Origin of the sequence: Paenibacillus allorhizosphaerae (genome assembly GCF_042659105.1) — a bacterium.
GTDB classification, from domain to species: domain Bacteria; phylum Bacillota; class Bacilli; order Paenibacillales; family NBRC-103111; genus Paenibacillus_G; species Paenibacillus_G allorhizosphaerae.
In genome coordinates this window covers 1-13,839 of record NZ_JBHSRV010000038.1, presented here as the reverse complement: position 1 = coordinate 13,839, position 13,839 = coordinate 1, and the positions used below count along the sequence as shown (strand labels likewise).

12 protein-coding genes and 2 pseudogenes are annotated in these 13,839 nt (G+C 52.1%); 10 read left to right on the top strand and 4 right to left on the bottom strand.

Translation table 11 applies throughout. The features are described 5' to 3' along the window. The first annotated feature begins 334 nt into the window (after positions 1–334). Genes ACFQI7_RS36940 through ACFQI7_RS36920 form a run of 5 tightly spaced genes read left to right on the top strand, consistent with a single transcriptional unit; the run spans position 335 to position 5,513 of the window. Complete coding sequence (locus tag ACFQI7_RS36940) at positions 335–1,321, top strand: Gfo/Idh/MocA family protein (protein ID WP_218102209.1); 987 nt, start codon at positions 335–337, stop codon at positions 1,319–1,321. Positions 1,322–1,349: 28 nt separating this feature from the next. Continuing rightward, the gene (locus tag ACFQI7_RS36935) at positions 1,350–2,396 is read left to right on the top strand and encodes a Gfo/Idh/MocA family protein (protein ID WP_218102208.1); all 1,047 of its coding nucleotides are present in this window, start codon (positions 1,350–1,352) and stop codon (positions 2,394–2,396) included. Beyond that, entirely contained in the window at positions 2,393–3,265 is an 873-nt protein-coding gene (locus ACFQI7_RS36930; protein ID WP_218102207.1) for a sugar phosphate isomerase/epimerase family protein, read from the top strand. Before ACFQI7_RS36935 ends, ACFQI7_RS36930 begins: the two co-directional genes overlap by 4 nt. Before the next feature lie 24 nt (positions 3,266–3,289). Beyond that, positions 3,290–4,198, top strand: coding sequence for a GNAT family N-acetyltransferase (locus ACFQI7_RS36925; RefSeq protein ID WP_218102206.1), 909 nt, complete (start codon positions 3,290–3,292; stop codon positions 4,196–4,198). Positions 4,199–4,226: 28 nt separating this feature from the next. Beyond that, positions 4,227–5,513 carry a hypothetical protein gene (locus ACFQI7_RS36920; RefSeq protein ID WP_218102205.1) on the top strand — a complete coding sequence of 429 codons (1,287 nt, stop codon included), beginning with the start codon at positions 4,227–4,229 and terminating at the stop codon, positions 5,511–5,513. A gap of 467 nt (positions 5,514–5,980) precedes the next feature. Here the strand turns inward: ACFQI7_RS36920 and ACFQI7_RS36915 are convergent, their stop codons facing one another. Continuing rightward, positions 5,981–6,499: a DUF3231 family protein gene (locus ACFQI7_RS36915; protein ID WP_218102221.1), complete on the bottom strand. Its 519-nt coding sequence runs from the start codon at positions 6,497–6,499 to the stop codon at positions 5,981–5,983. A gap of 740 nt (positions 6,500–7,239) precedes the next feature. On the opposite strand from ACFQI7_RS36915, the gene ACFQI7_RS36910 reads away from it, so the two are divergent. Then, positions 7,240–7,626 (top strand): hypothetical protein, encoded by a 387-nt coding sequence (locus tag ACFQI7_RS36910; protein WP_218102204.1) that lies wholly within the window; start codon positions 7,240–7,242, stop codon positions 7,624–7,626. Between the two features lie 175 nt (positions 7,627–7,801). On the opposite strand, the gene map is transcribed toward ACFQI7_RS36910, so the two are convergent. Then, complete coding sequence (gene map, locus ACFQI7_RS36905; protein ID WP_218102203.1) at positions 7,802–8,548, bottom strand: type I methionyl aminopeptidase; 747 nt, start codon at positions 8,546–8,548, stop codon at positions 7,802–7,804. A 7-nt stretch (positions 8,549–8,555) separates the two neighbouring features. After that, positions 8,556–9,140 (bottom strand): TetR/AcrR family transcriptional regulator, encoded by a 585-nt coding sequence (locus ACFQI7_RS36900; protein WP_218102202.1) that lies wholly within the window; start codon positions 9,138–9,140, stop codon positions 8,556–8,558. A gap of 255 nt (positions 9,141–9,395) precedes the next feature. On the opposite strand from ACFQI7_RS36900, the pseudogene ACFQI7_RS36895 reads away from it, so the two are divergent. The 4 genes and pseudogenes from ACFQI7_RS36895 to ACFQI7_RS36880 all read left to right on the top strand — a co-directional run. After that, positions 9,396–9,461, top strand: a pseudogene (locus ACFQI7_RS36895) (hypothetical protein); the annotation flags it as partial. Positions 9,462–10,008: 547 nt separating this feature from the next. Beyond that, positions 10,009–11,058, top strand: coding sequence for a reverse transcriptase domain-containing protein (locus ACFQI7_RS36890; protein ID WP_230415533.1), 1,050 nt, complete (start codon positions 10,009–10,011; stop codon positions 11,056–11,058). Positions 11,059–11,142: 84 nt separating this feature from the next. After that, the gene (locus tag ACFQI7_RS36885) at positions 11,143–11,958 is read left to right on the top strand and encodes an alpha/beta fold hydrolase (RefSeq protein ID WP_218102201.1); all 816 of its coding nucleotides are present in this window, start codon (positions 11,143–11,145) and stop codon (positions 11,956–11,958) included. Positions 11,959–11,970: 12 nt separating this feature from the next. Then, the gene (locus tag ACFQI7_RS36880; protein ID WP_218102200.1) at positions 11,971–12,468 is read left to right on the top strand and encodes a DinB family protein; all 498 of its coding nucleotides are present in this window, start codon (positions 11,971–11,973) and stop codon (positions 12,466–12,468) included. 254 nt (positions 12,469–12,722) lie between these two features. Here the strand turns inward: ACFQI7_RS36880 and ACFQI7_RS36875 are convergent. Further along, positions 12,723–13,839: pseudogene (locus ACFQI7_RS36875) on the bottom strand (IS110 family transposase); the annotation flags it as partial.

Sequence of the window (13,839 nt, the reverse complement as noted above, 5' to 3'; positions counted from 1 at the left end):
ACCAGACCAATTCTACCATCAGAACCGGATTAAACCGATCCCAATTAAAGAAGTACGTGTATAACTTGAAAAACTAAGCCTAGATGAGTAAGAGTGAGCTTGTGTCCAAACTCAGGGGGTTAATCCGGATTTTGTACACATTGTAACATAATAATACTTCGATAAAGGAAGACATCAATAAATTCCTGGATATTGCGTGAAGTCAATAAAGTGCAAACGGGGTTTGACAAAAGTGCAAATTTTACGTCGTTTTTGCCAAAGATTTTATGAAAAAGCGCCGTTATGATTACAGAAAAGTAAACGTTTTCTACATTGTGGAAGGAGAGGAATGATCTTGAGTAAAATTCGTACGGCGGTAGTCGGTCTTAACATGGGGCTCGAACATGCGCATGCCTACAAGCTGGCGGAGCGTTCGGAGCTTCGCTGGGTCGTCGACCTGGACGGGAACAAAGCAGCGAAGGTTGCAGAAGAGCTCGGGTGCAGCTATACGACGGATTGGACCAACATTCTCGACGACGTCGACGCGGTAAGCCTCTGTACGCCGCATCATCTGCACGCGCCTCAAGCGCTGCAGGCGATCGCCGCCGGAAAGCATGTGCTGCTCGAGAAGCCGCTTGCAAACTCCGAAGAAGACTGCCTGAGCATCATCTCTGCTGCGGAAGCAAAAAACGTAACGCTGATGCTCGCCTTCGTCGTCCGGTTCCTGCCGGCGATTCGGAAACTGAAGGAAGCGGTGGACAGTGGCCAATACGGCAGGCCGATCAGCGCGCAAGGCTGGGTTGAGGCGTATTTGACCCCGGTTCCGGGTACGTGGTTCGCAAGCAAGAATAAGCTCGGCGGCGGCGTATTGTTCAGCCACGGCTGCCATTACATCGATATTTTGCTCTATTTGCTCGGCGAGCCGGCCCGGGTATCCCACTTCGGGACGCGGGTCGGAACCGAGTGGATGGAAGGGGAAGGAACGTCGCACGGCATCATTGAATTCAAGAGCGGGGCTCTGGCGCACCTCGTCAGCAGCTGGGGAATGAAATACAAGAAGACGCCGGCGAAGTTCCAAATCCATATGACCGAAGGCATGCTCGAACTGGACAACAGCATGTGGAAGGTACAGGCCATCTCCAAGAGCGGGACCGAAACATTGTACGAGCGCCCCAAGGAATATCCGGTTCGCCCCGGGCAAAACGTATTATTCGAAATCGAGCATTTCCTGGAAAGCATCGCGACCGGGCAGCGGCCGGAAACCGACGGCCACGAAATCTTGAAATCGCATCGGACGATTTGGGCGATGTACGCCAGCCAAGGCGTTCCCGTTGACTTGTAAAAGGGATTCGAACAGGAGGTTATCATCGATGACGATCAAAGTCGGCATTATCGGTTGCGGTTTGATGGGCTCGCTCCATGCGCGTACGCTGCATGCTTTGTTGGGCGTGCAAGTCGCGGCGGTGCACAACCGTACCCGTGAGAAAGCGGAGGCGCTGGCCGCCGAAGTGGGAGCGGCAGTATTCGACTCATACGAGGCGCTGTTGGCACAAGATTTGGATGCGGTATGGGTGGCGACTCCGGATCATTTGCATGTGGACGCATCCATTGCCGTGCTTGAATCGGGTAAGCATCTGTTCCTCGAGAAAGCGCTCGCCACCTCGGTGGCCGACGGCGCGAAAATCGTGGAGACCGGCGCGAAACGGCCGGAGCTTAAGGCGATGGTGGGTTACCCGCTGCGATTCGCTCCCGCCTATCGGGCGATGAAAGAAGCCGTTTCACACGGCGACGCAGGCAAACCGATACAAGCCTGGTCGATGCGCACCCATTTTCTGGATCCCAACCAACGGGTGTATGACAAGTACCGGGACCATTATTACGATACGCCGGGCTGGTACTTTAACGAGGCCGATGCGAAAGGACCTATATTTTCCCACGGCTCGCACGACTACGATCTGCTGATGTGGATGTGCGGCGAGGTCGAATCGGTATTCGCTTACGGCGGTACATATATGCTTCCGCCCGGAAGCGTCGCCGATGCGTTCACTGTATCGCTTCGATTTGCGAACGGGGCGATCGGTCAAGTCAGCACGCCTTGGGTGACCCGCGTAGAGTACGACATCACAGGAGTCGCGACGGAGAAGTTGACCGTCGTGAACAACAACGGACAGGTGCTGATAAAAGACGACAACGGCCCCGAACGAAAAACTTCGTTCTCCGATAACGATATGTGGTTTCGGCTGAACGGGCATTTCATCGATTGCATTCACCAAAACAAACAGCCGCTCATTTCGCTAGAGGATGGGCTGCGGGTCATCGCCGTATCCGAGGCGGCTTACCGTTCCTTGAAGGAACGCCGCGAGGTCGCTGTTGACTACTCGGCGCTGGGCGCATCGCGGACAGGGGGCGGGGTATGACCATGAAGCCTAGTATCAAGCTCGCCTGCATGACTTGGATCTACCATAAGCATCCGTTCGAACGGGCGCTGGAAGGCATCGCCCGGGCCGGCTACCGCTACGTTTCGTTCGGCTTGCCGCACGAAGGGAAACGGGCGTTCGACGATGGCGCGCAGGGGGAAGCCGAACGAATCGCCGGTCTGCTGAATCGTTACGGCTTGCAGCCGGTTACGCTTGTCAGCACCGACGTACTAGCCCCGGCCCAACCGATCGAGCAGGCTAGGCAGCGGATGGACTTTGCCCGCGCAATCGGCGTGGAGGAGCTGTTGTCCCTCGGGACGACCAGCTATAAGAGGTTTCCCGATGAGCCGCTCACCGAAGAAGAGATGGCGCCGATCAACGAAGCGTTCGCGGCCAAATTCCGCCAAATCGGAGCGGAAGCAGGGAAGCGGGGGCTCGTCGTGTCGATCAAGCCGCATACGGGCAACACGGCTGCGGCGAACGTCATGGCGGGTACGCTCAGGACCATCGACTCCCCCTACGTAAAGGCGTCTTACGACCCCGGTAACGTGCGATTCTATGAAGGCATTGAGCCTGCTGCCGATTTTCCCGCCATCGCAGCGCAAACGACTTCGTTTATCGCCAAAGACCATCGAGGTGCCCGCGCGGAGTCGAATTTCCCAATTCCGGGGGAGGGTGACATCGATTTCCTAACGATGTTCGTTACGCTTCGCGCGTCCGGATTCGCGGGACCCGTCGTCGTTGAGCGGCTTGACGGAGCGAATGGCGCCTATGGCGCAAACATGGAAGCCGCTGAGCTGGACGGGCGGATTGCAATGGCTCATGCCAACTTGGCAAAGATGCTGGAAGAGGCCGGATTCGAAGTATAGATTGAAGCATGAGGGGGAGTGCGAGTGAAACCGTCTATGGAACGGAAATCCGTTGAAATCAGGCGTTTGGCAGACTGCACGTTCCGGCAGGCGGTGGAGCTATGGAACCTCGGTTTTGCCGGTTATTATTCGGACATGACGCTAACGCTGGATCAGTTCGTAGCAAAGCTGGCAAGCGAATCGATTCGTCCGGAATTGTCAGTCGCCGCTTTCATTGGCAGCGAACCGGCCGGCTTTGTACTGGTTGCCGTGAAGGAGGTTGAAGGCGTCAACCTCGCTTGGAACGGAGGGACTGGCGTCCATCCGGCTCATCGGGGAAAGGGCCTGGCAAAGCTTCTGATGCGGGAAGCGATCGCGGCGATGAAAGAAGGCGGGGCGGAAACCGCCTTCCTGGAAGTCGTGCAAAAAAACGCCGGTGCCATTGCAGCTTACGAAAACGCTGGCTTCCGGGTTTGCGACGAGCTGATAGGCATGAAGCGGATCGGAGCGCTTAACGGCGTTTCATCGGTTCACCCGTTCGCGACAGAAGCCTATTCAACCGCACGAGCAAAACCGCAAGAAATGACAAAGCTGCCATTCTTCCGGCACGAAACGGCCTGGACTTCGGCCTGGTTTCATTTAAAGGACGCCGAAGGCATCGTCGTCCTCGACCGGGAAGGCGTTATCGTCGCTTATGCGCTGACTCGCAGGACGTATGGGGAGAACGGGAAGCTGCTGGGAACCACCTTATTCCAATGCGCAGCCGAGCCGTCCCGTCCCGACAGGAAGGAACTGCTCGGCACAGTGCTTGCGGAGGCTTTCGGTCCTCCGGACGAAGCGTGCCAAAGGAGCGTCAGCAACTTGTCCATATCCGACCCGGCCGTCATCGAATGGCTCGAAGCCGCCGGTTTCGAAACCGTTTATACGCAATATTTGATGATCGCGAAACTTTGACGATAATCGAATGGAGGAGACAGAACCAATGATCCGTTGCGGAATGGCCGAGGTGGATATCACTCCGGCGCTTGGCAGTGAGATCCCGGGATATTTCGGTCCGCGTTTAGGGAGCGGCATGAAAGATCCGTTATATGCGAAATCGTTGGTTACGGAAACGGAAACCTGCATTGCCGTCATCATTGCCCTCGACTCGATCTCCGTACCAAGGGAAACGGTGCAAACGATCCGCAAGCTTGTGGGGGAAGCGGTACATATCGAACCAGCTGCCATTTTCGTTTCCGCCACGCATACCCATACGGGCGGCCCCGTATCGACGGGCTTGGGTTGTACTGAAAATCCGGCTTATCTGGAATGGCTCGCGCAAAAGGCGGCCGATAGCGCCATTTTGGCGTATCGTACCCGCAAAGCGGCAAGGATCGGTTTCGGCCGGGGCCACGAGGCGGACATCGCGTTCAACCGGCGATTTTTCATGAAGGACGGCACATTCCGCACGAATCCCGGCATTGGCAATCCGCTCGTCGACCGGGCGGCCGGTCCGATCGATCCGGAAGTGCTGGTCATGCGGATCGACGATGCGGATGGGAATCCGATCGGTATCGTTACGAATTACGCTTGTCATACGGACACCGTCGGCGGGTCCGAATATTGCGCCGATTACCCGGGAGAGCTTAGCCGGTTCGTCAAAAGGGCGCTCGGCGATCAAGCGGTCAGCCTGTTTCTTCTTGGAGCATGCGGCAACATCAATCACATCGACGTATCCGGGAAGCGAAATAAGGCTGTCGACCATTACCGCTGGATGGGACGCATCCTGGGAGCGGAGGTCGTCAAAGTCCGGGAAAAAATCGATGTCGGCGGTGAGGCCCGTATAGAAGCGCTTAGCGGTTATTTTACCGTGGAACTGCGGAGCCCGACGGAGGAAGAAGCGGATGCGGCCGGAATGGTTGTCCAAAAAGGGACGAGTGATGTTCGAGAAGCTACTTATGCCCGTGAAATACTGAAGATCATGGAAGAATGTCCAACCGCTTCAAGAGAAGTGGAAGTACAGGCTTTACGGATCGGCGAGCTTTCGGTAGTCGGCCTGCCGGGCGAAATATTCGTCGAGTTCGGATTGGACATCAAGAGGCAATCTCCTAGCGCATATACGATGATCGACACGATGTGCAACGGTACCATCCGGGCTTACATATGCACGCGGGAGGCGCATCGTCAGGGCGGCTATGAGCCGAGGATGACGTTCCGCAACCGATTCCCCGAAGAAACGGGCGAACGCCTCGTGGAGCTTGCCGTGCAGCTGCTGAATCGGTTGCAATAAAACGACAGCATCGCTATTTATACCATGGGACGAACCAAAAAGGAAAGGCGCAGAAATTTCTGCGCCACTTTTTGCTTTAATTCAAGCCACCCACAACCGGATGCGGAACATATGGCTCCTCGAGGCTGGCGATGTCGGGTGACAAGAACTTTATCCCATTCCCGAAATTGACAAGAACATTATCCCATTCCCGACAATACAACGGTCCCAAGCGTTTAGTTGTCACAAGAGGAGGGGCCGTGCGTTCTCGAACAGAAGCACCATATCCAGGAGGCACGTAATCTTGCATAAGCGAAGCCTCCGAATTGTCGATGCGGGCTATCAGGGGTTGGTATTTTCAAGAACTATATTCTGTAACAGTTTAATAACGGGTACGATAGTATGGAGTTGCCGCAGGGTAGCTTCACTTTTATATTCATTGAAGTAACGGGCAGTTTTATCAAAATATGTGTGTTACATTACCTAATTCAAGCTTCCACTAACTCAGGTCGCTGAATCTGGAGCGGAGGAGGGACAAGCCAACCTTTCTCCTTGCTTAGATGTAGAATTTTCAACCCTAATGCCGCCTTTGTAGCATGATACTTCCCGAAGAGCATCCCGATGTCTTCCCGAATGCTTTTTGCCATAATTTGACTGCATCCAACCAAACTAAGCGATGTATCAGCTGCAAGCATCGCTGCAATTTCAGGATCTGTAAACCTTGCTCCGATCGGAATTTCTTCAAGCTTTGCTTCGGGTCTTTGGGGTAACGCTGGAAAAGGTGCAATTCCATTATTAATCAACACACTATCACATTCACTTACTTCAAGCTCGGCTTGATCAATTAAGTCCCCCAACATTTTCTTGAGGTCTTTGTCGCCCGCGTGGTAGTTTAGTGCTCGGTATGTTGAAATACATCCTTTCGCTGCCATAGAGAATTGCCACAGATCATACACTTCCCCGTAATGTAAAGGCTCATCCTTTGAATTTCCACTTAAAATGCCCATCATATATCACTCCTTTAATTAGTGTTTTAACCCAAATTAGTTTGACTTAATTGTCTGATTGTTATTCCAGATATTTATCGAGAATGAGAGTTGTTTAATGCAAACAAGTACCCGGTCCGCTACCTAATCGCGCACCTGCACCTTGCTTATTACGTCCTTCACTCTTCGGCCTGCTCGGGCCGGTGGCGTGGGTTCGGATGACCTGCAACGAGTTCGAGCATTTACCTTCAGCACCTCGTGTTAGGTAAATCCAGAGACCGGCAGCAGGGGTACACTAACGGGCACGATAGTACAAAAACAGGGAGCGGATTGCCGAGGCAATTGCTTCCTGTTTTCATTGAACCGGGAACATTTAGCTATCGACTATCGTGTGCAAAATATCATGTATGGATTGGGTTATATATACACAAGGATACGATTTCTGTCACAACGGTTGCTCAACTAGCCGGTATCTATCGGCAGCTGCGTTACGGGCAGAATAGTTTAATTTATTATTGACAATCCCACCAACATATGTGTATCTTTTCCTTAAGGTTAATGAATGGGGAGCCAATGTATGCTAATACAATTCTTTATGCAAATTCATCATCACAACAAGCGTTAACACATCCCAAATAAATTTAGGGGTGGGTTAACGCTCTTCGCGCTACCTGCCCTGCGATATTAACGCGCGGGACCAACAGGTCTAGCGCGTTTTTTATTTATGAACCAGCAAGTAACTTAACAAGGAGGAGAGCGTGTTGTACATTAGATTCCATGGTAATTATTCTAGTCCTAAGACTAAGCAACCTTATGGCATTTTTGTTGTTATTTATCACTTATATCGTGACGCTAAGCTTTTGGAAAGCGACGGCAAGCTTTACCTAGACACCAAAGAATGGTTTGAACAGAATTTACCCAATCCGCCGTTTTACGATGATAACAATTCAGTAAATGCAGTAACATGGTTTAAGGATGGTATTAAGGCACCAGAGATGATAATCTACTTGGAGCCCTTCTTTAATATTGCAAAGAAATATAACGTCGAGATAATCAAATCTATCTCAAAAGAGCTTCCTGGCATACTTATTTACGAAGACGAATACCAAATTGGAATTGTTCCTCACTGCGCTAACTGGGAACGTTAGCTTAACGACAAAAGGAGCAGTTTGCCAACGCGGCAGCTGTTCCTTTTGTCGTTGATCTGCTGGGGAGAATAAAGCAATAGGATAGTAGAGTATCGGAGCTAACCATTATGCAAGCTGCTATGCCGAATACGTAACAAAAGAGGTCGACCATCTCGTTGGTCGACCTCTAATTATTCTATTGTGCGGTCAGAATCTGTGGACCTTCAGCGGTGATGGCGATCGTATGCTCGTATTGGGCGGCGAGCTTGCGATCCAGCGTCCGAGCGGTCCAGTCGTCTGCATCGATTGTCATGTAGTAGGTGCCTTCGGTGATCATGGGCTCGATCGTGAACACCATGCCTTCCTTGATGCGGAGGCCTTTGCCGGGCTTGCCGACATGCATATAGTTTGGCTCCTCGTGCAGGTCCCGGCCGATGCCATGCGCGAGAAGGTCGCGCACGACGCCGAAGCCGTTCGATTCGGCATGCCGTTGGATCGCGCTCGTCACGTCGCCGAGCCGATTGCCGGGCTGCGCCTGCGCGATGCCGAGATCAAGGCATTCCTTCGTGACGCGCATCAGCTTCTCGGCCGTTGGCGAGATGTTCCCAACCGCATAGCTCCAGGCTGAATCGCCGAGCCAGCCGTCGAGCTCTGCGACTGTGTCGATTGTCACAATATCGCCTTCCTCAAGTGGCTTATCGCTAGGGAAGCCATGCGCGATCACGTCGTTGACGGAGGCACAGGTCGCATATGGATAGCCCTTGTAGCCCTTCGTGTAAGGCTTGGCGCCGTGCTTTAAGATAATGCCCTCGAAGATGCGCTCAATCTCGTTCGTCGTGATGCCCGGTTGGATGAGCGGGGCGATTGTACGATGGCATTCGGCCACTACTTGGCATGCCTTGCGGATAGCCTCGATTTCATGCTTGCTTTTTAAGATGACCATGTTCGTATCAGGACTCCTTTGTAATGGCTTGCATCGCGAGCCGGGCGATTCGATCGACGTCCAGCTCGGAAGTGCCTGCATAGTAGTGCAGCCCACAGCAGCCGACTAGCACGGCAAGCATATGGTCGACGCTGTCGTCTTCGCGTTTCGCGATCGATTGTAGCGGAACATACAGCCGTTCCATGAATCGTCTCTTGGAGGCATGCCGATCCTTCTCAGGCAAGCCTGCATAATGCTCCAACGCCATCTTGTAGACGAGATATGTGCGGGCGTCCGACCGCCACAGCCGGAGCAGCGTCTTGCAATACGTCAACAGCTGCCTGTCATCCGGGCTGCCGTCGCAGATGTTCGCCCATTCTGCCAAGGCTTGCTCGCATCGCTCGAAGCCGCTGCCCAGCACATCTTCTATCAATAAAAGTCGGTTGGGGTAGTAATGGTACACCGTGCCGTAACCGAGCTCGGCCTCGCGGGCGACATCGCGAATATCAAAGCTTCCGCCCGTGCGGAAGTAGGCGCGCGCGGCGGCGTCCAGGATCTGTTCTCTGCGCTGGATGCGGATGAGCTCATTTTGTTCTTTGGTACGGGGGCACATAGGCGCGTGAACCTCCTTTTATAGACCTGCGAATTTGTCGATAAAAAAATAGTAACACGTGGGGCGGGGATATGCAAATTATTTTGGTAAAGCGGAGGCGGTGGGGCGCGTGGTTAACTCACCCAGAAACGACCGGTGTATGAGGAGCAGGATTAATCATCTCTGGGAAGGAGAATTGGAGAAGATGGTTAGTGTTTACGAAGGGATATGGGCTGAGACATTTGGGACATTGAGGCATACATCCACTTTTAAAATAACGACCGGTTGCAAGCAAAACTAAACGGCCTCAGTCCGATGGAATTCAGGAGCAAGGCCGCCTAATTAAATTTCTATATTTCCATTGTCCTCTTGACGGGGAGCAGTTTCAACCGTGCAGCTGCTCCTTTTTGCGATAAGCTATTGGGCAGAGCGCGCCTAGCCAAGCTAGGCACAACTAACTGATGCAAGTTCAGTCGGGGTAAGGACCAAGCCGCCCCGTAGCTAGCAGGCCGTAATGAAAATGAATCCTACCGCATCGTGAAAGTAAACCCGAAAGGGACAAGAGGAAGCCGAGCCCCGTCTGCCCTGGCGAAGGCCATGGAACGCGCGAAGAACTTGGAACCGCAGAGCGGAAGAATCCTCCGGTGTAAAGGGATCGGCATGCAGAGAAAGTTGTGTCTGGAACTAGGGAGACCCTCCCCCGCACGAAGTTTTTTTTTCGTAACCAGCAGATCTATAAGCCCTAAAGGTGAAATGGCGAGCTGCGGGAAGGGAGTCGGGGGGGGCCATATTACTGATGATCCGGCGGACAACATAACCCCGGGGAGGAAAGGGCGCCGAAAAGGCAATACCCCACTTCGTTCACGGGATATCGAGGAGGTAAGAGCAAGTGAATGCCGAATACACGGCTAACGCCACCAACGAAAACGCTCGACAACTCCAAAATACCCTCTATCTTGCGGCTAAGGAGAATCCTAAGCGTAAGTTTCATGCACTGTACGACAAAGTATTCCGGAAAAATATCTTGTGGGAAGCAAGGATGCGGGTGAAAACCAATCGCGGCAGTGCCGGTGTCGATTTGCAAACGATCGACTTCATCGTTCGTGAGGTCGGAGAAGAAACCTTCATCGAAGAGATCAAGCAGCAGTTACGGAATGGGGAATACAGACCGTCTCCTGTTAAGCGGAAAGAAATACCGAAGCCGGACGGCAAAACACGTCCACTGGGTATCCCAACTATCCGCGACCGGACTGTGCAAATGGCAACAAAGCTGGTGATTGAAGGCATCTTCGAGGCGGATTTCAAAGATTGTTCGTACGGATTTCGACCGAAGAGTTCGGCTCATCACGCCTTAAAGTCCATCCGGGACAGCATAAATTGGGGAGTGATCAACTGGGTGGTCGATGTAGATATTTCGGGCTACGATACGATCTGGGAGAAGCGATTCTCTCATCTCGGAAAACTGGTGAGGTATGCTGATGATCTCGTCATCCTATGCAGATACAAGCCGCAGGCGCTTGAGGCGATTCGTACCCTTAAGGCCATCTTCGGGAAATTGGAATTGACCATGAACACGTCCAAGTCTAGGTTAGTGTGTCTATGGAAGAACCAAGACGGATTTGACTTTCTTGGCTTTCACCACCGGAAGATGCCGTTTCTACATAAAAACGGGACCTTGTATAGGCTTCGTAGTTTTCCATCTAAGAAAGCGATGAAGAAGATGCGGACTCGAGTGAAAGAAGAAACGGCTCCCAGAGGGCGGCTGCAGTGGCCGCTCAAACTGATGGTCGAAATGCTAAATCCGATGATACAAGGTTGGCGCAATTACTACGCGCTCGCATGTAGCGCGATCTTTATGGCGATAGCCGCCGTGTTGGCTGGTGTACATGGACAACGACAACGAAAGCTTGAGATCCGTGATTTGCCTCTCGGCGGCTGAAAATAAAATGCATAACGATGACAACAACTGTCACCATTGGCGATTAAGATAGGTTCGAGGAAGATTAGAGAGGAGAGACAAAAGATGTTGAATTCAGGTCATAACGATTCGGTCATGAGGAAGTACTTTAACTCGGGAAATCTTCGGCTTTCTTACCTGGACTTTGGCGGAGACAGCGAACAAGTGCTGGTTATGTTGCATGGATACATGGCCAATGCAAGATCATTTTCGGAGCTGGCCGTACGATTCAAAAATTGGAGGGTTATTTCTTTGGATCAACGCGGACACGGATGGAGCGACCATCCTCCCGGGGAGGAATACGCAAGGGATGATTACGTGGATGATATTTTGAACCTGGTTCGGTCGGAGCTTGGGGGGCAGCCTGTCACGATTCTGGGGCATTCTTTGGGCGGATTGAATGCTTATCAATTCGCGGCACGTCATTCTGAACTGGTGAAAGCCGTTATCGTGGAAGATATCGGCGCGGAGATTAAAGCGGATTTTTCCTTTGCCGACAAGCTCCCATTCCGTTCGGCTTCCTTAAAGGAGCTGAGAGATTCGCTTGCAAGCGTGGGGCTCCGGGCTATCGATTATTTTGCCGAGAGCGTGTTGGAGGATGAACACGGTTGGGGATTCCGAACGGATCTGAAGGGGCTGCAAATATCCGTTCTCCAATCCAACGGGGTGTGGTGGGATGACTGGTTAGGTTCGAGCTGTCCGATCCTGCTGATTCATGGCAGGAAGAGCTTCATTCTTGATACTAACCAGGCAAAACGGATGGAAGAAAGAAGGCCCAACACCAAGTTAATCGTTTTCGAACAATGCGGTCACGGTGTCCACACCGATGACTTACACGGTTATTATCATGTGGTGAACGATTTTCTTACCGAAAAGAAATAGGGGGATGAAAAGATGTATTGTAGAGTTGAAGATTTTATCGACGAATGGAAAAACGAAGCCGTATTAACCCAGAAGGTGTTAGACGGCTTGACTGATGAGGCGCTGTCACAACAGGTATATCCTGAAGGGCGTACGTTGGGAAGGATCGCGTGGCATTTTGTTACGAATTTTCCTGACTATCTAACGAAATTTGGAGTCTCGGTAGCTAAAGCGCAAAATGTGAGCGAAGTACCGTCTGCAAAGGAAATCGCTGAGACCTTTAAAGCGGTGAGTTCCCATGTCGCGACTGCTCTGCAAGAGCAATGGACGGACGATACATTGAAGCAAATCCAAAATGCATTCGGAAGAATGGAGTCGAACGCTACGATCTTTATGGGATTGATCAAGCACATCGTTCACCATCGAGGTCAGGTTACGATTCTGATGCGCCAAGCGGGACTGCCTATACCTGCGGTATATGGTCCTTCGAAGGAAGGTTGGGAGCAGGTGGGGGTGACGCCGCCGCTTTGATCGTGTGTCATCTCGCAGGTACTCTGCATAATTGCAGGATATCATAGTGTATATCGAAAGGCACCCGGTCGGGTGCCTTTTGATTTCGCCCTACAGATATTATGGAGATCCGTATCATAGAGAAAAATAGCTCTTTCCGCTACCCCGAAAATTTCACATAGCATAGATCTAAAAATGGCAATATGAAACTAAGCCCAGCTGTAGTGTTTTTTTAAAAAACTGTGCTTCATAGAATTTATGTGAAATCAAGATGGTTACGAAGCTGTCGAGGCGGTGAGAGCTACCTGAAAGCCAAGATTCTCAAGCTTTCGAACTGCTTGTTTAACAATTGCTTCTTGCTGTCGTTTTTCGAAATAGTTACCGCCTAAATCTTTGTACTCCTCGCCGCGCGTGAGGAGATGGTAAACAATGGTCATGATGGAGTGGGCGACCGCCACGGCCGCTCGGTGTCTGCCTTTTCGGGCTGCGATGCGTCGGTACTGAGCGCCAAGTAATTGTCGGATCTGCAGACGGAGTGGGCGACTTCAATGAGTGCCGAACGGAGGTATTTGTTGCCTTTGCGAGTCTTGGAGGATTTTCGTTTACCGGCACTTTCGTTCTGCCCTGGAACCAGACCTACCCACGAACAGAGATGAGCGGCGGAGGGGAAACGCGCACCAATGTCGGTCCCGACTTCGGCCAGAATTTGTTCCGCGGTTCGTCTTGCGATCCCCGGGATCGTATCTAGCCGCTCAATGTCTTGCTGAAAAGGATCGAGCCGCTTGGCTACCTCCATATCCAGTTCCACAAGTTGCTCATTCAGAAAATCGATGTGAGTCAGCATGGTTCTCAGCATGATCCGCTGGTGTGCGCTCATATTTCCACGCAAGGCTAGCTCTAGCTCTTCTTTCTTTTTCTTCAGCGTTCTTCGGGCGAATGCGGCCAGCTTTTCCGGGTCTTCTTCACCCTCGATCATGGCATCCATCATGTCGCGGCTGCTCACCCCCATGATGTCGGAGACAACGGCAGCTAGTTTAATGTTGGCTCCTTCCAGGACTTTTTGGACCCGGTTATGTTCGCGAGACCGTTCCTGAATCAGGCTGCGACGGTAACGAACTAATTCGCGCAGTTCTCTTTGGTTCCGGTCTGGGATGTAACTGGGTTTCAGCAGACCGTGGCGGAGCAGATTACAAATCCATTCTGCATCTATTACGTCCGTTTTCCTTCCGGGAACGGCTTTGATGTGCTGGGCGTTAACGACGAGAAACTGAATCTCTTCAGCTTCAAGCAAATTCACGATCGGTTTCCAGAACACGCCGGTACTTTCCATGGCCACGTGAGTGCAGCGATGTTGCTTGATCCAGTCGATCAAATCAAGCAGGAAAACCGTGT